Here is a 17,822-nt window from a genome sequence, read left to right as displayed (position 1 = left end):
GGTCAGCAGCCGACGCCGATGCAGTCCTGCCGGAAGACCTCCTCGCCGTCCACCGTGCCGACGACCGTGAAGCCCTCGAGCGTGACGCCGCCCTCCGTCTCGATCCGGGGGTCGCTGCCGGCGTCGGCCACCATCCGGGCCTCCCCGCCGTCCACGGTGGTGCCCTCGCAGGTGACCCTCAGATCCTCCCCGGTGCCCTCGTCGGTGCAGGCGAGGTCGCCGTCGATCTCGTTCCCGGCCTGGTCGAAGGCGAGTTCGCCGGCCTCGGCCGCACTGTTGCGGGCGAGGGTCCCGGAGATCTCCTCCCCGGTGCCGCCGTCCCCGCAGCCCGAGAGCAGAAACGCGCCGCACAGCAACGCGGCCGGCAGAGTGGCCCGCCCGGTCTTCTTTCCCATACGTCCTCCTGGGCCCGTACGCGTGGAAGATTCCGTGTCCGGGTGCCCGACGCGCGGTGCCGCCAACCTTCCGGGCGCCTTCCCCACCGCCGCGGAGGACGGAGGACGGAGGGGCACCCGCCGGCGGCGGGTGCCCCTCCGTCCTCGGCCGGCGCCCACCGCCGGCCCCGTGCTCAGCGGTAGTTGGTGAACTGGATCGCGAAGTCGAAGTCCTTGCCCTTGAGCAGGGCGATGACCTCCTGCAGGGCGTCCCGGCTCTTGTGGCTGACGCGCAGCTCGTCACCCTGCACCTGGGCCTTGACGCCCTTGGGGCCCTCGTCGCGGATGATCTTCGCGACCTTCTTGGCGTTGTCCTGGGAGATGCCCTCCTGGATCGACGCGAAGAGCTTGTACTCCTTGCCGGACACCTGGGGCTCCCCGGCGTCCAGGGACTTCAGGGAGATGCCCCGCTTGACCAGCTTGGTCTGGAAGATGTCGAGGATGGCCTTGACCCGCTCCTCGGAGTTGGCCCGCATCTCGATCTTCTCGCCCGACCAGGCGATGGAGGCCCCCACGCCCTTGAAGTCGAAGCGCTGGGAGATCTCCTTGGCTGCCTGGTTGAGGGCGTTGTCGACCTCCTGCCGCTCGACCTTCGAGACGATGTCGAAACTGGAGTCGGCCATCGTGGATTGGCTCCTCGTGCGTAGATCCGTCAGGGTGCGGTCCGGCCCGGTCCGGCTCGGTCCGCGCCGTCAGCCTAGTCATCCGCCGCGGTGATCCACCGCCGGACAACGAGGTGGCGGACCACCCCCCACCATCGGGTATGGTTGTGCGCGTTGCCAGGGAGCGAACGCCCCCGAGGCGGCAATCCCAGGCGGTGTGCCCGAGTGGCCAAAGGGAGCAGACTGTAAATCTGCCGGCTCAGCCTTCCTAGGTTCGAATCCTAGCGCCGCCACACGAGGGAAACGGCCCCCCACCGGTCCACCGGTAGGGGGCCGTTCGCCGTTTCGCCCGGCGTCCTGTCCGGCGCGGAGCCTAGGCCCTGTCTGACAAATCCCGCCTGCTCCGCGGCGTCTGGCACGCACGCTCGCTGCGTTGTCGATCGTCGGCGCAGCACGCTGCGCTCTCCTCCTCCGCCTTGCGATCGCACGCACCAGACGCCGCGGAGCCCGCCCTTCGGGCGGACAGCGCTATTTGTCAGACAGGGCCTAGTCCGGCACCTCCGTCGCCTCCGAGCCCAGTTCCGCGATCGCCTGGTCGACCGGGACATCTCCGGAGACCAGCTCCAGCGTCACCCGCGCCGCGCGCGGATCGTCCAGGAGGGCGAGGAGGACGGCGGCCACGTCGTCGCGGGAGATCTCGCCGCGGCCCGTGCGGGGCTCCAGCCGCACCCGTCCAGTGCCGGGGTGGTTGGTGAGACGACCGGGGCGCAGGATCGTCCAGTCCAGGTTGACGCGCCGGCGGATGTCGTCGTCCGCGGCGCCCTTGGCGCGCAGGTAGGCGGCGAAGACGGGCTCCATGTCCGCGGGGGGCTCGTCGTCCGCCCCCATCGCGGAGATGACCAGGAAGCGGCGTACTCCGGCGAGTTCGGCGGCGTCCGCGAAGAGGACCGCGGCCGCGCGGTCCACCGTCTCCTTGCGGGCCGTGCCGCTGCCCGGTCCCGCCCCCGCCGCGAAGACCGCGGCGTCGGCGTCCCGCAGGTGCCGGGCGACCTCCTCCGCGGACGACGACTCCAGGTCGCAGACGACCGGCTCGGCCCCTGCCGAGCGCAGGTCGTCCGCGTGCTCGGGCCGCCGGATGAGCCCGACGACCTCCTCACCGCGCGCGGCGAGCAGCCGCTCCAGCCGCAGTGCGATCTGACCGTGTCCTCCAGCGATGACTGTGCGCATACTCCGACCGTACGCCGCCGGGGCCGCCCTCCGCGGTGTACGCCGTCGTGTACGCCGCCGTCAGCGCTGCGACTGGCGGGGAAGCCCCAGTTCGGCGGCGGGACCGCCCGGTTCCGCCGCCGCCGTGTCCGCCGGGCCGCCCGGGTCCGTGGCGTCGCAGTACTCGCGCACCGCGCTGGTGCGGGCCACCACCCGGCCGCGGTGGACGACCAGGCGGCTGTACGCCAGCGAGAGCGTTCCGGTGAGCGTGCGGCCGCGTACGGCCAGCAGTTCCGCCGGGAAGCCGGCCTCGATCCGCACCCGCGGCAGTCCCATGGCCTCCCGCGCCCGCGCGCTCACCGCCTCGTAGGCGTCCTCCGGGCCGGCCTGACCGTGCGAGGCCAGCAGGTAGGCGGCCTCCAGCGGGTCGCCGCGGCCCACCGGGTTGGCCGTGTCGCGCAGGGCGCCGCTGCCCGCGGCGACCCGTACCCCCGCCGCCCGCAGCAGCCGTACCGGCGCGGCGTAGGGGCCGTCGGCCGTCCGCGGCGGCAGACCGCAGCCGCCCTGGGGCAGGCAGACCACCGTGATCCCGGCCGCCGCGAGGGACTCGGCCGCCCGGGCCGCGGTCTCCCGCGGCAGCCGGGACAGTCCGTCGCACGGGCCGATGGCCACTTTGGGCCGCAGCCCGCCGGCCACCGAGGCGAGACGGGACAGCCGGACCGGGTCGGAGCCGTCGGTGTGCAGGTCCACCGCGCAGCCGTGCTCGGCCGCCACCTCCAGCACGGTTTCCGTGTAGCCGACCGGATCGGGGTCGAGGTCCGGGCAGCCGCCCACCGCCGCGGCCCCCATGTCCACCGCTTCGCGCAGCATCGCCAGGCCGTCGGCCCCCGCCGCGCCGGTCAGCAGCCGGGGTACGGCGACGGCGGTGAGGTCGGCCAGCCCGTGCAGGGCGCTGCGGGCCCGCAGCACGGCCCGCAGGGCGCGCAGCCCGGCGACGTCGCCGACGCGCACATGGGTGCGCACCGCGGTCGCTCCGTGGCCGAGCTGGAGCAGTGCGGCCTCGGCGGCGCGGCGCTGGACGCGTTTGGGGTCGTACGGGTCCCGGGGGCCGTAGGGGGAGGCGCCGCAGGCGCCGGGCACGTCACCGTCCGCCGTCAGCGCGGTGTCGTAGTGGGCGTGGGGCTCGGCCGGTGCGGGCAGCAGCAGATAGCCGGTGAGGTCGATCCGGGTGGCCCGCAAAGGGGCGGGGCAGGAGAGGCTGCCCGCGGTCCCGACCGCCTCGATCCGCCCGCCGCCGATCCGCACGTCCACGGTGCGGCCGTCGGCGAGCCGGGCGCCGCACAGGAGGAGCGCGGCCGGCGCCGGGGACGGGGCGCCCCCCGGAGCGGCGCCGGGGGCGGTGCCGGAGGGGCCGCCCGGCGGATCCGGGGGACCGGAGGGACCGGACGGACTCGGGGGAGGCGGTGCGTCGCGATCGGGCTGCGCCGGTTCCTGCGGCTGGCTGTCGGGCATGGGGCTCCCGCGTTTCGCTCATGATCGCTGGGTGCACCGAAGCCTAGGACCAGGCCGGTTCCGGGGTGTGCCGCCATCACGTGGGAGCCCAATAGTCGTACCGGTGGCCGCTCCACTACGCCGGAAGGAGGGCGCGGGGTCCCGGCCGGCACGGCCGTACGGAGGTGTGGCCGATACGGATTTCACGTTCGGCGCCCTGAGCGTGTAATGTCTTCATCGCTCGCCCCAATAGCTCAGTCGGCAGAGCGTCTCCATGGTAAGGAGAAGGTCTACGGTTCGATTCCGTATTGGGGCTCTGATGTGTGAGGCTCCCCGTCGAGAGACGGGGGCCGCCCGCATCGCGGCGGTGTAGCTCAGTCGGTAGAGCAAACGGCTCATAATCGTTGTGTCACCGGTTCGAGTCCGGTCACCGCTACCAAACCCAGTAGCCGATTGCGGGGTCGGTCCTCCGATCGGCTACTCTTTCTGCGTTAAACCCGTCCCAGCCGTCAAGGAGCACTCACGTGGCTGCCACCGACGTCCGCCCGAAGATCACGCTGGCCTGCGTGGAGTGCAAGGAGCGGAACTACATCACCAAGAAGAACCGGCGAAACAACCCGGACCGTCTTGAGATGAAGAAGCACTGCCCGCGCTGCAACGCGCACACCGCGCACCGCGAGACGCGATAAACGCCGCGACCGGCCAGGCCGCCGCGCAAGACAGGCAAAGCCGTGAGGCCGTCCCCGTTCGCGGGGACGGCCTCACGGCTTTGCGCCGTCCGAGCCGTCCGATCAGCAACCACCAGCAAGCCGTATGGAGGTACCGGGCCATGGCGCTCGACCAGTCCTTCGTGGGGCGGAGCTATCCGCCCACCGCGCCGTACGAGGTCGGCCGGGAGAAGATCCGCGAGTTCGCCGAGGCCATCGGTGACGCCCACCCCGCGTACACCGACCCGGAGGCGGCCGGTGAGCTCGGTCACCCCGACGTGATCGCCCCGCCCACCTTCGTCTTCGCCATCACCTTCAAGGCGGCCGGAGAGGTCGTCGCGGACCCGAGGCTGGGGCTGGACTACAGCCGGGTGGTGCACGGCGACCAGAAGTTCGCCTACACGCGGCCGGTGCGCGCCGGCGACCGGCTCACGGTGACCTCCACCATCGAGGCGGTCAAGTCCATGGCGGGCAACGACATCCTGGACATCCGCGGCGAGGTGCGCGATGAGGCGGGCGAGCACGTGGTGACGGCCTGGACCAAGCTGGTGGCCCGCGCGGCGGACGACGCGGCGGACGACGCTGCCGGGAAGCAGGGGGAGTGAGGCGGATGACGGCGAGGATCGCGTACGCGGACGTCGAGGCCGGCACCGAGCTGCCCGCACGGAGCTTCCCCGTGACCCGCGACACGCTCGTGCGGTACGCGGGCGCCTCCGGCGACTTCAACCCGATTCACTGGAACGAGCGGTTCGCACGTGAGGTCGGCCTCCCCGACGTCATCGCGCACGGCATGTTCACCATGGCCGAGGCCGCCCGCGTGGTGACCGACTGGACCGGCGACCCGGGCGCGCTCGTGGAGTACGGCGTGCGCTTCACCAAGCCCGTCGTCGTCCCCGACGACGACAAGGGCGCCGTGATCGAGGTTTCGGGCAGGGTCGCGGCCAAGCTCGACGACGAGGCTCGCACCGTCCGGGTGGACCTCACGGTCACCAGCTCCGGACAGAAGGTGCTGGGCATGTCCCGCGCGGTGGTCCGGCTCGCCTGAGCGCGCCGCCGCGCCGCCGGGCCGGCGCCGCGGGCACACGCCGGGCGGGAGCGGCCGTACGGATGCCCGTACGGCCGCTCTCGTACCCTTGGCGCGTGCAGGAACTCCACGACGCGCCCCTCGCCCCGCTGACCACCTTCCGCCTGGGCGGCCCCGCGGCCCGCCTGGTCACGGCCACCACCGACGAGGAGGTGACCGAGGCGGTACGGACCGCCGACGCCGGCGGCACCCCGCTGCTGCTCGTCGGCGGCGGCAGCAACCTCGTCATCGCCGACGAGGGCTTCGGCGGAACCGCCCTGCGCATCGCCACCACCGGCTTCCGCCTGGAGGGCACCCGGCTGGAACTGGCGGCGGGCGAGAACTGGTCCGAGGCCGTCGCCCGTACCGTCGAGGCCGGACTCGCGGGCGTCGAGTGCATGGCCGGCATCCCCGGATCGGCGGGCGCCACACCCATCCAGAACGTCGGCGCGTACGGCCAGGAGGTCTCCTCCACGGTCACCGAGGTCGTCGCCTACGACCGCCGGTCCGGCGAGACCGTCACCATTCCCGCCGCCGAGTGCGGCTTCTCCTACCGGCACAGCCGCTTCAAGGCCGACCCCACCCGCTTCGTCGTGCTGCGCGTCCGCTTCGAACTGGAGGACGCGGGCGGCCTCTCGGCACCCCTGCGCTACGCCGAGACCGCACGGGCGCTGGGCGTGGAGACCGGCGAGCGGGTGCCGGTGGAGCGGGCCCGCGAGACCGTTCTGAAGCTGCGCGCGGGCAAGGGCATGGTGCTCGACCCGGAGGACCACGACACCTGGTCGGCCGGCTCCTTCTTCACCAATCCCGTCCTCACCGAGGCCGAGCACGCCGCCTTCCTCGCCCGTGTCGCCGAGCGGCTGGGGCCGGACGCCGCCCCGCCCGCCTACCCGGCCGGGGACGGCCTGGTGAAGACCTCCGCCGCCTGGCTGATCGACAGGGCCGGCTTCGCCAAGGGCTACGGCGACGGCCCGGCCCGGATCTCCACCAAGCACACCCTCGCCCTGACCAACCGGGGCTCGGCCACCACCGCCGACCTCCTCGCCCTGGCCCGCGAGGTCCGCGACGGCGTGCACGAGGCCTTCGGCGTGACGCTGGTCAACGAGCCGGTGACCGTCGGCTGCTCGCTCTGAGGGTCCGCCCCGGACGGACCCGGGAGAGCCGGTCCGGGAAAGCTGATTCAGGAGAGCTCCGGGGACTCAGGAGAGTCCCCGGGACGGGACCTGCTCCGGCTCCTCCACCAGCCAGGCGTCGATGTCCGCCAGGATCGCCTTCCGGACGTCCTCCGGAGCGCGCGAGCCGCGCACCGACTGGCGGGCCAGCTCCGCCAGCTCATCGTCCGTGAAGCCGTGGTACCGCCGCGCGATCTCGTACTGCGCGGCCAGCCGGGAGCCGAACAGCAGCGGGTCGTCGGCACCCAGCGCCAGCGGCACCCCCGCCTCGAACATGGCCCGCAGCGGTACGTCCTCGTGCCGGTCGTACACCCCCAGCGCCACGTTGGAGGCCGGGCAGACCTCGCAGGTGACGCCCTGCGCGGCCAGCCGCGCCAGCAGCCGCGGGTCCTCGGTGGCGCGCACCCCGTGCCCGACGCGGCCCGCGCGCAGGTCGTCCAGGCAGTCGGCGACGGACTGCGGCCCCGACAGCTCACCGCCGTGCGGGGCCGCCAGCAGGCCGCCCCGGCGCGCGATGGCGAAGGCCCGGTCGAAGTCCCGGGCGAAACCGCGCCGTTCGTCGTTGGACAGACCGAAGCCGACCACGCCGCGGTCGGCGTAGCGCACGGCCAGCCGGGCCAGGGTGCGGGCGTCCAGCGGGTGCTTCATCCGGTTCGCGGCGACCAGCACGCGCATGCCGAGCCCGGTCTGGGCGGAGGCGCTCTCCACCGCGTCCAGGATGATCTCCAGTGCCGGGATCAGCCCGCCCAGGCGCGGCGCGTAGGAGGTCGGGTCCACCTGGATCTCCAGCCAGCGCGACCCGTCCCGCACGTCCTCCTCGGCGGCCTCGCGTACCAGCCGCCGGATGTCGTCGGGCGTACGCAGGCAGGAGCGCGCGGCGTCGTACAGCCGCTGGAAGCGGAACCAGCCGCGCTCGTCGGTGGCCCGCAGCTTCGGGGGACGGCCGCTGCTCAGCGCGTCCGGGAGGTGGACGCCGTGTCTGTCGGCGAGCTCCAGCAGTGTGCCGGGGCGCATGGACCCGGTGAAGTGCAGATGGAGATGGGCCTTCGGGAGCTTGCGGACGTCACGAGCGTTTTCCATCCGAAAATTTTGCCGCACTCGCGACACGCCCGGAAGTCACCACCACGATCGGGGGCGGGCCGGAACATGCGAGCGGGCCCGCGCAAGCACTGCTTCCGCGGGCCCGCCCCTGTGTGCTCCGGGCCGGTTCAGGCCGGTTCAGGCCGGTTCAGTCTGGTTCAGGCCTTGGCCTCGGCCAGCAGCTTCTGGATCCGGGAGACGCCCTCGACCAGGTCCTCGTCGCCCAGCGCGTAGGACAGCCGCAGATAGCCCGGGGTGCCGAACGCCTCACCGGGGACGACCGCGACCTCGGCCTCCTCCAGGATCAGCTCGGCCAGCTCCACGCTCGACCGGGGGCGCCGGCCGCGGATCTCCCGGCCCAGCACGCCCTTGACCGACGGGTAGGCGTAGAAGGCGCCCTCCGGCTCGGGGCAGGTGACGCCGTCGATCTCGTTCAGCATCCGCACGATCGTCCTGCGGCGGCGGTCGAACGCCTCGCGCATGCGCGCCACGGCCTCCAGGTCGCCGGAGACGGCGGCCAGCGCGGCGGCCTGGGCGACGTTGGAGACGTTGGAGGTGGCGTGCGACTGGAGGTTGGTGGCGGCCTTCACCACGTCCTTCGGGCCGATGATCCACCCCACTCGCCAGCCGGTCATGGCGTACGTCTTGGCCACGCCGTTGACGACCACGCAGCGGTCGGCCAGCTCGGGCACGACCACCGGCAGCGAGGAGAACTCGGCGTCGCCGTAGACCAGGTGCTCGTAGATCTCGTCGGTGAGCACCCACAGACCGTGTTCGGCCGCCCAGCGGCCGATCTCCTCGACCTGGGCGCGGGAGTAGACGGCGCCGGTCGGGTTGGAGGGGGAGACGAACACCAGCACCTTGGTGCGCTCGGTGCGGGCCGCCTCCAGCTGCTCCACCGAGACCCGGTAACCGGTGGTCTCGTCGGCGACCACGTCCACGGGGACGCCTCCGGCCAGCCGGATCGACTCGGGGTAGGTGGTCCAGTACGGCGCGGGGACGATGACCTCGTCGCCCGGGTCGAGGATGGCGGCGAAGGCCTCGTAGATGGCCTGCTTGCCGCCGTTGGTGACCAGCACCTGGGAGGCCTCGACCGAGTAGCCGGAGTCGCGCAGCGTCTTCGCGGCGATGGCCTCCTTCAGCTCGGGGAGTCCGCCGGCCGGGGTGTAGCGGTGGAAGCGCGGGTTCCGGCAGGCCTCCACCGCGGCCTCGACGATGTAGTCGGGGGTCGGGAAGTCGGGCTCGCCCGCGCCGAAGCCGATCACCGGACGCCCGGCGGCCTTGAGGGCCTTGGCCTTGGCGTCGACGGCGAGCGTGGCGGACTCGGAGATCGAGCCGACGCGGGCCGAGACCCGGCGCTCGGTGGGTGACTGGTTGGAAGGGGTTTCAGCGGTCATGGGGGCATCGTCGCAGACGGGGGGTCGCCCGGGCACCTGGGCCGGAGGGGGAGCGGACGGGGAGCGGACGGGGGAGAGACCCGGCGTACGGGCGGGAGGAAGGGGAGGATCGGGGCGATACGGGTTACGTGTTCGACGACGGCGCGGGAAGCACGTACACTCACCGTCGTTGGTCCCGGCCGATCACCGGCGGTCCGCGCACTCCGCGGCGCCGACCGGATGCGGTAGGTTGGGAACGGCGAAGGGTCGTAGCTCAATTGGTAGAGCACCGGTCTCCAAAACCGGCGGTTGGGGGTTCAAGTCCCTCCGGCCCTGCTTCACGCATCTGAACCAGGGATGCGTGCACGTGTACGTAACTGGACGCACCGCCGTACGGCCGGGCCGGACGCGGCACGGCACGCGGCCAGGACCCGGATCAGGTGAGGACGAGTGGCGGAGATCACGGACTCCATCGAGGTCCCCGAGCCCGGGCGGTCGCAGGACGACAACAAGCCCCGGCGCGGTGGCAAGCGCGCGAAGAAGGGCCCGCTGGGCCGTCTCGCACTGTTCTACCGGCAGATCATCGCCGAGCTGCGCAAGGTCGTCTGGCCCACCAAGAAGCAGCTCTCCACCTACACGACCGTGGTGATCATCTTCGTCCTCGTCATCATCGGCCTGGTGACCGTGATTGACTGGGGGTTCACCGAGGTCGTCAAGTACGTCTTCGGCTGATACGCCCGCGGAGTGCCCCTCCGGGGCACCTTTCCGCATGTTCGACCCCCTTGAAGCCAGGAAGAAGCAGCCACCGTGTCTGACCCGAACCTCAACGACGCCGTCGACCCCGTCGAGGGTGACGACACCGCGCCCGACGCCGTCGAGACGGCGGACAAGGCGGCGGCGGACGGCGTCGACCAGGCCGAAGCTGCCGACACCGCCGGGGACGAGTCGGCCGAGGCGGCGGCCACCGCCGGCGAGACCGAGGCCGTCGGCGAGACCGAGACCGAGGCCGAGGCCGCACAGGAGGAGCCGGTCGACCCGGTCGCCGCCCTCCGCGACGAGCTGCGTCATCTCCCCGGCGAGTGGTACGTCATCCACACCTACGCGGGCTACGAGAAGCGCGTGAAGGCCAACCTGGAGCAGCGCGCCGTCTCGCTGAACGTCGAGGACTTCATCTACCAGGCCGAGGTCCCCGAGGAAGAGATCGTCCAGATCAAGAACGGCGAGCGCAAGAACGTCCGCCAGAACAAGCTCCCCGGCTATGTGCTGGTGCGCATGGACCTGACGAACGAGTCCTGGGGCGTCGTGCGCAACACCCCGGGCGTCACCGGCTTCGTGGGCAACGCCTACGACCCGTACCCGCTGACCCTGGACGAGGTCGTCAAGATGCTCGCCCCCGAGGCGGAGGAGCGCGCCGCCGCGGAGGCCGCCGCCGAGGCCGGCCTGCCGGCGCCGAGCCGCAAGGTCGAGGTCCAGGTGCTGGACTTCGAGGTCGGGGACTCCGTCACCGTCACCGACGGTCCGTTCGCGACGCTCCAGGCGACGATCAACGAGATCAACCCGGACTCGAAGAAGGTCAAGGGCCTCGTCGAGATCTTCGGCCGCGAGACCCCGGTCGAGCTGAGCTTCGACCAGATCCAGAAGAACTGACGAGGTTCTTCCGGTCACCGATTTCCGGCCAGGTCGGGCAGCCCTGAGGGGCCGCCCGGCCTGGCCGGTTTCCGACCGCACCGCGATACGGGCTATCGTTGTGCGGTATGCCTCCGTACGGGTGGATCAGCCCGCCGGAGGATTCGACACCTCTCACCAGGACCCGGAGAGAACATGCCTCCCAAGAAGAAGAAGGTCACGGGGCTGATCAAGCTCCAGATCCAGGCCGGTGCCGCGAACCCGGCCCCGCCGGTCGGCCCCGCGCTGGGTCAGCACGGCGTGAACATCATGGAGTTCTGCAAGGCCTACAACGCCGCGACCGAGTCGCAGCGCGGCTGGGTCATCCCGGTGGAGATCACGGTCTACGAGGACCGCTCCTTCACCTTCATCACCAAGACCCCGCCGGCCGCGAAGATGATCCTCAAGGCCGCGGGCGTGGAGAAGGGCTCCGGCGAGCCCCACACCAAGAAGGTCGCCAAGATCACGCGCGAGCAGGTGCGCGAGATCGCCACGACCAAGATGCCCGACCTCAACGCCAACGACCTGGACGCCGCCGAGAAGATCATCGCCGGCACCGCCCGGTCGATGGGCGTCACCGTCGAGGGCTGAGCGGCTCCGCTCGCGGTACCCGCGAGGTGCGCCCGGCTCCGCTCCTTCCCTGGGGGCGGGTGAGCCGGACACGCGCGCCGAGCACAGACAGATGGAAGTGGCAGGGTCAGGCGCTGGCCCCCTGGACCACGACTCCGTACACCAGAAAACTGGAGCAGAAGTGAAGCGCAGCAAGGCTCTCCGCAACGCGGACGCCAAGTTCGACCGGACGCGGCTCTACGCCCCGCTGGAGGCCGTCCGTCTCGCCAAGGAGACCTCCCCGACCAAGTTCGACGCGACCGTCGAGATCGCCATGCGCCTGGGTGTCGACCCGCGCAAGGCCGACCAGATGGTGCGCGGCACCGTGAACCTCCCGCACGGCACCGGCAAGACCGCCCGGGTCCTGGTCTTCGCGACCGGTGAGCGTGCCGCGGCCGCGGAGGCCGCCGGCGCCGACATCGTCGGCTCCGACGAACTGATCGACGAGGTCTCCAAGGGCCGCCTGGACTTCGACGCCGTCGTCGCGACCCCGGACCTGATGGGCAAGGTCGGCCGCCTCGGCCGTGTGCTCGGTCCGCGTGGTCTGATGCCGAACCCGAAGACCGGCACCGTCACCCCGGACGTCGCCAAGGCCGTCACCGAGATCAAGGGCGGCAAGATCGAGTTCCGCGTCGACAAGCACGCGAACCTCCACTTCATCATCGGCAAGGTCTCGTTCGACGAGAAGCAGCTGGTGGAGAACTACGCGGCGGCGCTGGAAGAGGTCCTGCGGCTGAAGCCGTCCGCGGCCAAGGGCCGGTACATCAAGAAGGCCGTCATCAGCACCACGATGGGCCCCGGTGTCCCCGTCGACCCCAACCGCACCCGGAACCTCCTCGCCGAGGAGGACGTCGCCGCCTGATCCGGCGCGCGACCCCGCGAGAGCGGTCCAGCACGGTGGCCGGGCCCCGCTTCCTGTTCGGAGGCGGGGCCCGGCCCTTTGCGCGGGCGGTGCGGGGCGTGGGGCACGGGGCGGCCGGGGTGGGAGTGCCGACGGAGTCCGGTGGAGTCCCATCACCGGATTTGCCTGTCGTGACGGCGTTCGCGTACGCTTCCACCGAAGCCAAAGACCGCTGGTCGTTGCCGTGCTCCCAGATCTCCCGCAGATCCGGGGCCGGTGGCCGAAGGATCCGCTTGGAGCGGGCGACCTGCGCAGGTGACACTGGAGGACTCCCGGCGTGTGTGCCGGTCGAGTCACGCCCCGTGCGCCTGCGCCGGGGCGTTTCGTTTTGTGCAAAACCCCTTCCTCGTGCGCCCGACGTGGGCGGTCCGGCGTCATGACCTGCCGAAAGGCACGGTCGAGGATCGCATCACCCGGAAAGGAGGGCCGAGGCTCATGGCGAGTCCCGACAAGGTCGAAGCTGTCGAGGAGATCAGGGAGAAGTTCCAGAACTCCAACGCCGCCGTTGTGACCGCGTACACCGGTCTCAGCGTCGCTCAGCTCAAGGACCTGCGCCGTTCTCTCGGTGAGAACGCTCAGTACCGTGTGGCGAAGAACACGCTCACCAAGATCGCGGCCAACGAGGCCGGGGTCACCGAGCTCGACGAGTTCTTCGTCGGCTCCACCGCCGTCGCCTTCGTCACCGGTGACCCGGTCGAGGCGGCGAAGAGCCTGCGTGACTTCGCCAAGGACAACCCCCAGCTCGTCATCAAGGGCGGTGTCCTCGAGGGCAAGTCGCTCAGCGCCGACGAGATCAAGAAGCTCGCGGACCTCGAGTCCCGCGAGGTGCTGCTCGCCAAGCTGGCCGGCGGCATGAAGGCGTCCATGGCCAAGGCCGCGGCGACCTTCCAGGCCCCGCTGTCGAAGTTCGTCCGCACCGCGGACGCCCTTCGCGCCAAGCAGGAGCAGGGCGGTGCCGGTACGCCGGCTCCCGCCGAGGCCGAGTAACCCACTCCAGGCGCACTCGGTCGCAGCGGGCCCCAGTACGCCCGCCGACATGAACCCCCCGGCACCAGCCGACTTAGTGGAAGGACCGCCACCATGGCGAAGCTCAGCCAGGACGAGCTGCTCGAGCAGTTCAGCGAGATGACCCTCATCGAGCTCTCCGAGTTCGTGAAGGCCTTCGAGGAGAAGTTCGACGTCGAGGCCGCCGCCCCGGTCGCCGTCGCCGCCGGCCCCGCCCAGGGTGGCCCGGCCGCCGAGGCCGAGCCGGAGAAGGACGAGTTCGACGTCATCCTCACCGGCGCCGGCGACAAGAAGATCCAGGTCATCAAGGTCGTGCGCGAGCTGACCTCCCTCGGCCTGAAGGAGGCCAAGGACCTGGTCGACGGCACCCCGAAGCCGGTCCTGGAGAAGGTCAACAAGGAGGCCGCGGACAAGGCCGCCGAGTCCCTCAAGGGCGCCGGCGCCTCCGTCGAGGTCAAGTGAACCGAGTGACCCAGGTCACCGAAGGAGTCCGCTGACTCCTCTCCTTCCGAGGGCGATCACCCATGCGGGTGGTCGCCCTCGGTCGTTTCCGCGACGGCCGTATCGCCTGGCGAGGGCCTGCGGGTATGGTGATCAACGCTGTCCGGCCGTACGCTCCCTGTGGTCCCGGAAGAGGGTGGGGCCTTGACGAACCGCACGTAGCGCGCAATTCTCAGGACGCGTCGTCACACCGATCCACAATCCGAGGCATGGATCGCGGGCGAAGTGGGAAACCTTGCGGCAGGCGTTGAACAACTGATGAGGGGCTCGCCCCTCCGGAGGGAGAGATTGGTACCGCGTGCCGGTCTCCGGATACCGCACTGGACATCAGTGGGCCTTGTGGCTACACTGACCCTTTGCGCTGCCTATTAACTGCTCCCTGCCCGTCACCAGGGGCACGGCATGCGCGTAGTGAGTCCGAGCCCTCGGAAGGACCCCCTCTTGGCCGCCTCGCGCAACGCCTCGACCGCTCATTCGAACAACGGCGCCGGCACCGCCCCGCTGCGTATCTCCTTTGCGAAGATCAAGGAGCCCCTCGGGGTTCCGAACCTCCTTGCGCTGCAGACCGAGAGCTTCGACTGGCTGCTCGGCAACGACGCCTGGAAGGCTCGCGTCGAGGCGGCGCTGGAGCGCGGTGAGGATGTCCCCACCAAGTCCGGTCTGGAGGAGATCTTCGAGGAGATCTCCCCGATCGAGGACTTCTCCGGGTCGATGTCGCTCACCTTCCGCGATCACCGCTTCGAACCGCCGAAGAACTCGATCGACGAGTGCAAGGAGCGCGACTTCACCTACGCCGCGCCCCTGTTCGTCACCGCCGAGTTCACCAACAACGAGACCGGTGAGATCAAGTCCCAGACGGTCTTCATGGGCGACTTCCCGCTCATGACCAACAAGGGCACCTTCGTGATCAACGGCACCGAGCGTGTCGTGGTCTCCCAGCTGGTGCGCTCCCCGGGCGTCTACTTCGACAGCAACATCGACAAGACGTCCGACAAGGACATCTTCTCCGCCAAGATCATTCCGTCTCGCGGCGCCTGGCTGGAGATGGAGATCGACAAGCGCGACATGGTCGGTGTCCGCATCGACCGCAAGCGCAAGCAGTCCGTCACCGTCCTGCTCAAGGCGCTCGGCTGGACCACCGAGCAGATCCTGGAGGAGTTCGGCCAGTACGAGTCCATGCGCGCCACCCTGGAGAAGGACCACACCCAGGGCCAGGACGACGCGCTGCTCGACATCTACCGCAAGCTGCGTCCGGGCGAGCCGCCGACGCGCGAGGCCGCGCAGACGCTGCTGGAGAACCTCTACTTCAACCCCAAGCGCTACGACCTGGCCAAGGTCGGCCGGTACAAGATCAACCGGAAGCTCGGCGGCGACCAGCCGCTGGACTCCGGCGTGCTGACCGTCGACGACGTCATCGCCACGATCAAGTACCTGGTCAAGCTGCACGCCGGCGAGACCGAGACGCCCGGGGAGAACGGCCGGACGATCGTCGTCGAGACCGACGACATCGACCACTTCGGAAACCGCCGCCTGCGCAACGTCGGCGAGCTCATCCAGAACCAGGTCCGCACCGGTCTGGCCCGTATGGAGCGCGTCGTCCGCGAGCGGATGACGACCCAGGACGTCGAGGCGATCACGCCGCAGACCCTGATCAACATCCGGCCGGTCGTCGCCTCCATCAAGGAGTTCTTCGGCACCAGCCAGCTGTCGCAGTTCATGGACCAGACGAACCCGCTGTCGGGCCTGACCCACAAGCGCCGTCTGTCCGCGCTGGGCCCCGGCGGTCTGTCCCGTGAGCGGGCGGGCTTCGAGGTCCGCGACGTGCACCCCTCGCACTACGGCCGGATGTGCCCGATCGAGACCCCCGAAGGCCCGAACATCGGTCTGATCGGCTCGCTGGCCTCCTACGGCCGGGTCAACGCGTTCGGCTTCGTGGAGACCCCCTACCGCCGCGTGGTCGACGGTGTGGTCACCGACGAGGTGAACTACCTGACCGCCGACGAGGAGGACCGCTACGTCATCGCCCAGGCCAACGCGCCGCTGGGCGAGGACATGCGGTTCGCCGAGGACCGCGTCCTGGTCCGCCGCCGCGGCGGCGAGGTCGACCTCATCCCCGGCGACGAGGTCGACTACATGGACGTCTCGCCGCGCCAGATGGTGTCGGTCGCGACCGCCATGATCCCGTTCCTGGAGCACGACGACGCCAACCGCGCGCTCATGGGCTCGAACATGATGCGCCAGGCCGTCCCGCTGATCCGCGCCGAGGCCCCGCTGGTCGGCACCGGCATGGAGTACCGCTGCGCGGTCGACGCCGGCGACGTGATCAAGGCCGAGAAGGACGGCGTGGTCCAGGAGGTCTCCGCCGACTACGTCACCGTGGCCAACGACGACGGCACCTACACCACCTACCGGGTCGCCAAGTTCTTCCGCTCCAACCAGGGCACCTCCTTCAACCAGAAGGTCGTCGTGGACGAGGGCGACCGCGTGATCACCGGCCAGGTCCTCGCCGACGGCCCCTCGACCGAGCAGGGCGAGATGGCGCTCGGCAAGAACCTCCTGGTGGCGTTCATGCCGTGGGAGGGCCACAACTACGAGGACGCGATCATCCTGTCGCAGCGCCTCGTCCAGGACGACGTCCTGTCCTCGATCCACATCGAGGAGCACGAGGTCGACGCCCGGGACACCAAGCTGGGCCCCGAGGAGATCACCCGGGACATCCCGAACGTCTCCGAGGAGGTCCTGGCCGACCTCGACGAGCGCGGCATCATCCGCATCGGTGCCGAGGTCGAGGCGGGCGACATCCTGGTCGGCAAGGTCACCCCGAAGGGCGAGACCGAGCTGACCCCGGAGGAGCGGCTGCTGCGCGCGATCTTCGGTGAGAAGGCGCGCGAGGTCCGCGACACCTCGCTGAAGGTGCCGCACGGCGAGACCGGCAAGGTCATCGGCGTCCGCGTCTTCGACCGCGAGGAGGGCGACGAGCTGCCTCCGGGCGTCAACCAGCTCGTCCGCGTCTACGTGGCCCAGAAGCGCAAGATCACCGACGGTGACAAGCTCGCCGGCCGCCACGGCAACAAGGGCGTCATCTCCAAGATCCTGCCGATCGAGGACATGCCGTTCATGGAGGACGGCACCCCGGTCGACGTCATCCTCAACCCGCTGGGCGTCCCGTCCCGGATGAACCCGGGCCAGGTCCTGGAGATCCACCTGGGCTGGCTCGCCTCCCAGGGCTGGAAGGTCGAGGGGATCGAGGAGGAGTGGCAGAGGCGGCTGGCCTCGATCGGCGCCGACGAGGTCGAGCCCGGCACCAACGTCGCCACCCCGGTGTTCGACGGCGCCCGCGAGGACGAGATCGCCGGTCTGTTCACGGCGACCCTGCCCAACCGCGACGGCGAGCGGATGGTGCTGCCCTCCGGCAAGGCCCGGCTCTACGACGGCCGCTCCGGCGAGCCGTTCCCGGACCCGATCTCGGTCGGCTACATGTACATCCTCAAGCTGCACCACCTGGTCGACGACAAGCTGCACGCCCGCTCGACCGGCCCGTACTCCATGATCACCCAGCAGCCGCTGGGCGGTAAGGCTCAGTTCGGTGGCCAGCGCTTCGGTGAGATGGAGGTGTGGGCGCTGGAGGCTTACGGCGCCGCGTACGCCCTCCAGGAGCTGCTGACCATCAAGTCCGACGACGTCACCGGCCGTGTGAAGGTCTACGAGGCCATCGTCAAGGGCGAGAACATCCCCGAGCCCGGCATCCCCGAGTCCTTCAAGGTGCTCATCAAGGAGATGCAGTCCCTGTGCCTCAACGTGGAGGTGCTGTCCAGTGACGGCATGTCCATCGAGATGCGCGACACCGACGAGGACGTCTTCCGCGCCGCGGAAGAGCTCGGCATCGACCTGTCCCGGCGCGAGCCGAGCAGCGTCGAAGAGGTCTGACGGGCCGGCCGGGAAGCCGCGCCCTCCCGCCGAAGGCGGCAGGGCGCGGCCCCGGCCTCCCCGCGACCCCCGTTCAGACCACC

The 17,822-nt window shown here is 70.7% G+C and carries 17 protein-coding genes and 4 tRNA genes; 15 read left to right on the top strand and 6 right to left on the bottom strand.

The features are described 5' to 3' along the window. Positions 1 to 2 precede the first annotated feature (2 nt). Both CUT83_RS26295 and CUT83_RS26290 read right to left on the bottom strand, forming a co-directional pair. On the bottom strand, positions 3 to 395 hold the full coding sequence (locus tag CUT83_RS26295) for a hypothetical protein (protein ID WP_101258321.1): 393 nt from the start codon (positions 393 to 395) through the stop codon (positions 3 to 5). Between the two features lie 173 nt (positions 396 to 568). Next, positions 569 to 1,057, bottom strand: a complete 489-nt coding sequence (locus tag CUT83_RS26290; RefSeq protein ID WP_093851491.1) for a YajQ family cyclic di-GMP-binding protein — start codon at positions 1,055 to 1,057, stop codon at positions 569 to 571. A gap of 190 nt (positions 1,058 to 1,247) precedes the next feature. Between CUT83_RS26290 and CUT83_RS26285 the strand changes: the two genes are divergently transcribed. Next, positions 1,248 to 1,329 (top strand) — tRNA-Tyr (locus CUT83_RS26285). A gap of 253 nt (positions 1,330 to 1,582) precedes the next feature. On the opposite strand, the gene CUT83_RS26280 is transcribed toward CUT83_RS26285, so the two are convergent. Both CUT83_RS26280 and CUT83_RS26275 read right to left on the bottom strand, forming a co-directional pair. After that, entirely contained in the window at positions 1,583 to 2,263 is a 681-nt protein-coding gene (locus CUT83_RS26280) for an NAD(P)H-binding protein (protein WP_101258320.1), read from the bottom strand. A 60-nt stretch (positions 2,264 to 2,323) separates the two neighbouring features. Beyond that, a complete protein-coding gene (locus CUT83_RS26275; protein ID WP_101258319.1) occupies positions 2,324 to 3,754 on the bottom strand; it encodes an amidohydrolase family protein in 1,431 nt (476 codons plus the stop codon). Between the two features lie 222 nt (positions 3,755 to 3,976). Here CUT83_RS26275 and CUT83_RS26270 point away from each other — a divergent pair. From CUT83_RS26270 to CUT83_RS26245, 6 genes are all read left to right on the top strand, one after another. Next, positions 3,977 to 4,049: transfer RNA gene (locus CUT83_RS26270), tRNA-Thr, on the top strand. A gap of 47 nt (positions 4,050 to 4,096) precedes the next feature. Next, positions 4,097 to 4,172: transfer RNA gene (locus CUT83_RS26265), tRNA-Met, on the top strand. An 85-nt stretch (positions 4,173 to 4,257) separates the two neighbouring features. Continuing rightward, on the top strand, positions 4,258 to 4,422 hold the full coding sequence (rpmG, locus tag CUT83_RS26260) for a 50S ribosomal protein L33 (RefSeq protein WP_003948671.1): 165 nt from the start codon (positions 4,258 to 4,260) through the stop codon (positions 4,420 to 4,422). A 140-nt stretch (positions 4,423 to 4,562) separates the two neighbouring features. Then, positions 4,563 to 5,045, top strand: coding sequence for a MaoC family dehydratase N-terminal domain-containing protein (locus tag CUT83_RS26255; RefSeq protein WP_101258318.1), 483 nt, complete (start codon positions 4,563 to 4,565; stop codon positions 5,043 to 5,045). A 5-nt stretch (positions 5,046 to 5,050) separates the two neighbouring features. Further along, a complete protein-coding gene (locus CUT83_RS26250; RefSeq protein WP_101258317.1) occupies positions 5,051 to 5,485 on the top strand; it encodes a MaoC family dehydratase in 435 nt (144 codons plus the stop codon). Positions 5,486 to 5,580: 95 nt separating this feature from the next. Next, complete coding sequence (locus tag CUT83_RS26245) at positions 5,581 to 6,636, top strand: UDP-N-acetylmuramate dehydrogenase (protein WP_101258316.1); 1,056 nt, start codon at positions 5,581 to 5,583, stop codon at positions 6,634 to 6,636. Between the two features lie 66 nt (positions 6,637 to 6,702). Here CUT83_RS26245 and CUT83_RS26240 read toward each other — a convergent pair whose 3' ends face one another. Beyond that, the gene (locus CUT83_RS26240) at positions 6,703 to 7,755 is read right to left on the bottom strand and encodes an adenosine deaminase (protein WP_101258315.1); all 1,053 of its coding nucleotides are present in this window, start codon (positions 7,753 to 7,755) and stop codon (positions 6,703 to 6,705) included. Between the two features lie 158 nt (positions 7,756 to 7,913). After that, positions 7,914 to 9,152 carry a pyridoxal phosphate-dependent aminotransferase gene (locus tag CUT83_RS26235; protein WP_101258314.1) on the bottom strand — a complete coding sequence of 413 codons (1,239 nt, stop codon included), beginning with the start codon at positions 9,150 to 9,152 and terminating at the stop codon, positions 7,914 to 7,916. A gap of 242 nt (positions 9,153 to 9,394) precedes the next feature. Between CUT83_RS26235 and CUT83_RS26230 the strand changes: the two genes are divergently transcribed. The 8 genes from CUT83_RS26230 (at position 9,395) to rpoB (ending at position 17,739) form a co-directional block, all read left to right on the top strand. Further along, positions 9,395 to 9,467, top strand: a tRNA-Trp gene (locus CUT83_RS26230). A 114-nt stretch (positions 9,468 to 9,581) separates the two neighbouring features. Further along, positions 9,582 to 9,863, top strand: a complete 282-nt coding sequence (gene secE / locus CUT83_RS26225; protein WP_093851483.1) for a preprotein translocase subunit SecE — start codon at positions 9,582 to 9,584, stop codon at positions 9,861 to 9,863. 75 nt (positions 9,864 to 9,938) lie between these two features. Beyond that, positions 9,939 to 10,778 carry a transcription termination/antitermination protein NusG gene (nusG, locus tag CUT83_RS26220; RefSeq protein WP_101258313.1) on the top strand — a complete coding sequence of 280 codons (840 nt, stop codon included), beginning with the start codon at positions 9,939 to 9,941 and terminating at the stop codon, positions 10,776 to 10,778. Between the two features lie 174 nt (positions 10,779 to 10,952). Continuing rightward, positions 10,953 to 11,387, top strand: a complete 435-nt coding sequence (rplK, locus tag CUT83_RS26215) for a 50S ribosomal protein L11 (RefSeq protein ID WP_093660552.1) — start codon at positions 10,953 to 10,955, stop codon at positions 11,385 to 11,387. Between the two features lie 160 nt (positions 11,388 to 11,547). Then, on the top strand, positions 11,548 to 12,267 hold the full coding sequence (gene rplA / locus CUT83_RS26210; RefSeq protein ID WP_093851481.1) for a 50S ribosomal protein L1: 720 nt from the start codon (positions 11,548 to 11,550) through the stop codon (positions 12,265 to 12,267). A 474-nt stretch (positions 12,268 to 12,741) separates the two neighbouring features. After that, the gene (rplJ, locus tag CUT83_RS26205) at positions 12,742 to 13,293 is read left to right on the top strand and encodes a 50S ribosomal protein L10 (protein ID WP_101258312.1); all 552 of its coding nucleotides are present in this window, start codon (positions 12,742 to 12,744) and stop codon (positions 13,291 to 13,293) included. A 93-nt stretch (positions 13,294 to 13,386) separates the two neighbouring features. Beyond that, positions 13,387 to 13,773, top strand: a complete 387-nt coding sequence (rplL, locus tag CUT83_RS26200) for a 50S ribosomal protein L7/L12 (protein ID WP_101258311.1) — start codon at positions 13,387 to 13,389, stop codon at positions 13,771 to 13,773. A 480-nt stretch (positions 13,774 to 14,253) separates the two neighbouring features. After that, positions 14,254 to 17,739 (top strand): DNA-directed RNA polymerase subunit beta, encoded by a 3,486-nt coding sequence (gene rpoB, locus CUT83_RS26195; protein WP_101258310.1) that lies wholly within the window; start codon positions 14,254 to 14,256, stop codon positions 17,737 to 17,739. Positions 17,740 to 17,822 lie beyond the last annotated feature (83 nt).

It is taken from the genome of Streptomyces barkulensis, from assembly GCF_002843305.1.
GTDB lineage: Bacteria > Actinomycetota > Actinomycetes > Streptomycetales > Streptomycetaceae > Streptomyces > Streptomyces barkulensis.
This window is presented reverse-complemented; position numbering and strand designations above follow the sequence as displayed.

Coding starts and splice junctions, on each gene's coding strand:
- CUT83_RS26295 (WP_101258321.1), bottom strand. CDS start 395: ATGGGAAAGAAGACCGGGCGGGCCACTCTGCCGGCCGCGTTGCTGTGC.
- CUT83_RS26290 (WP_093851491.1), bottom strand. CDS start 1,057: ATGGCCGACTCCAGTTTCGACATCGTCTCGAAGGTCGAGCGGCAGGAG.
- CUT83_RS26280 (WP_101258320.1), bottom strand. CDS start 2,263: ATGCGCACAGTCATCGCTGGAGGACACGGTCAGATCGCACTGCGGCTG.
- CUT83_RS26275 (WP_101258319.1), bottom strand. CDS start 3,754: ATGCCCGACAGCCAGCCGCAGGAACCGGCGCAGCCCGATCGCGACGCA.
- CUT83_RS26255 (WP_101258318.1), top strand. CDS start 4,563: ATGGCGCTCGACCAGTCCTTCGTGGGGCGGAGCTATCCGCCCACCGCG.
- CUT83_RS26250 (WP_101258317.1), top strand. CDS start 5,051: ATGACGGCGAGGATCGCGTACGCGGACGTCGAGGCCGGCACCGAGCTG.
- CUT83_RS26240 (WP_101258315.1), bottom strand. CDS start 7,755: ATGGAAAACGCTCGTGACGTCCGCAAGCTCCCGAAGGCCCATCTCCAT.
- CUT83_RS26235 (WP_101258314.1), bottom strand. CDS start 9,152: ATGACCGCTGAAACCCCTTCCAACCAGTCACCCACCGAGCGCCGGGTC.
- rplK (WP_093660552.1), top strand. CDS start 10,953: ATGCCTCCCAAGAAGAAGAAGGTCACGGGGCTGATCAAGCTCCAGATC.
- rplJ (WP_101258312.1), top strand. CDS start 12,742: ATGGCGAGTCCCGACAAGGTCGAAGCTGTCGAGGAGATCAGGGAGAAG.
- rplL (WP_101258311.1), top strand. CDS start 13,387: ATGGCGAAGCTCAGCCAGGACGAGCTGCTCGAGCAGTTCAGCGAGATG.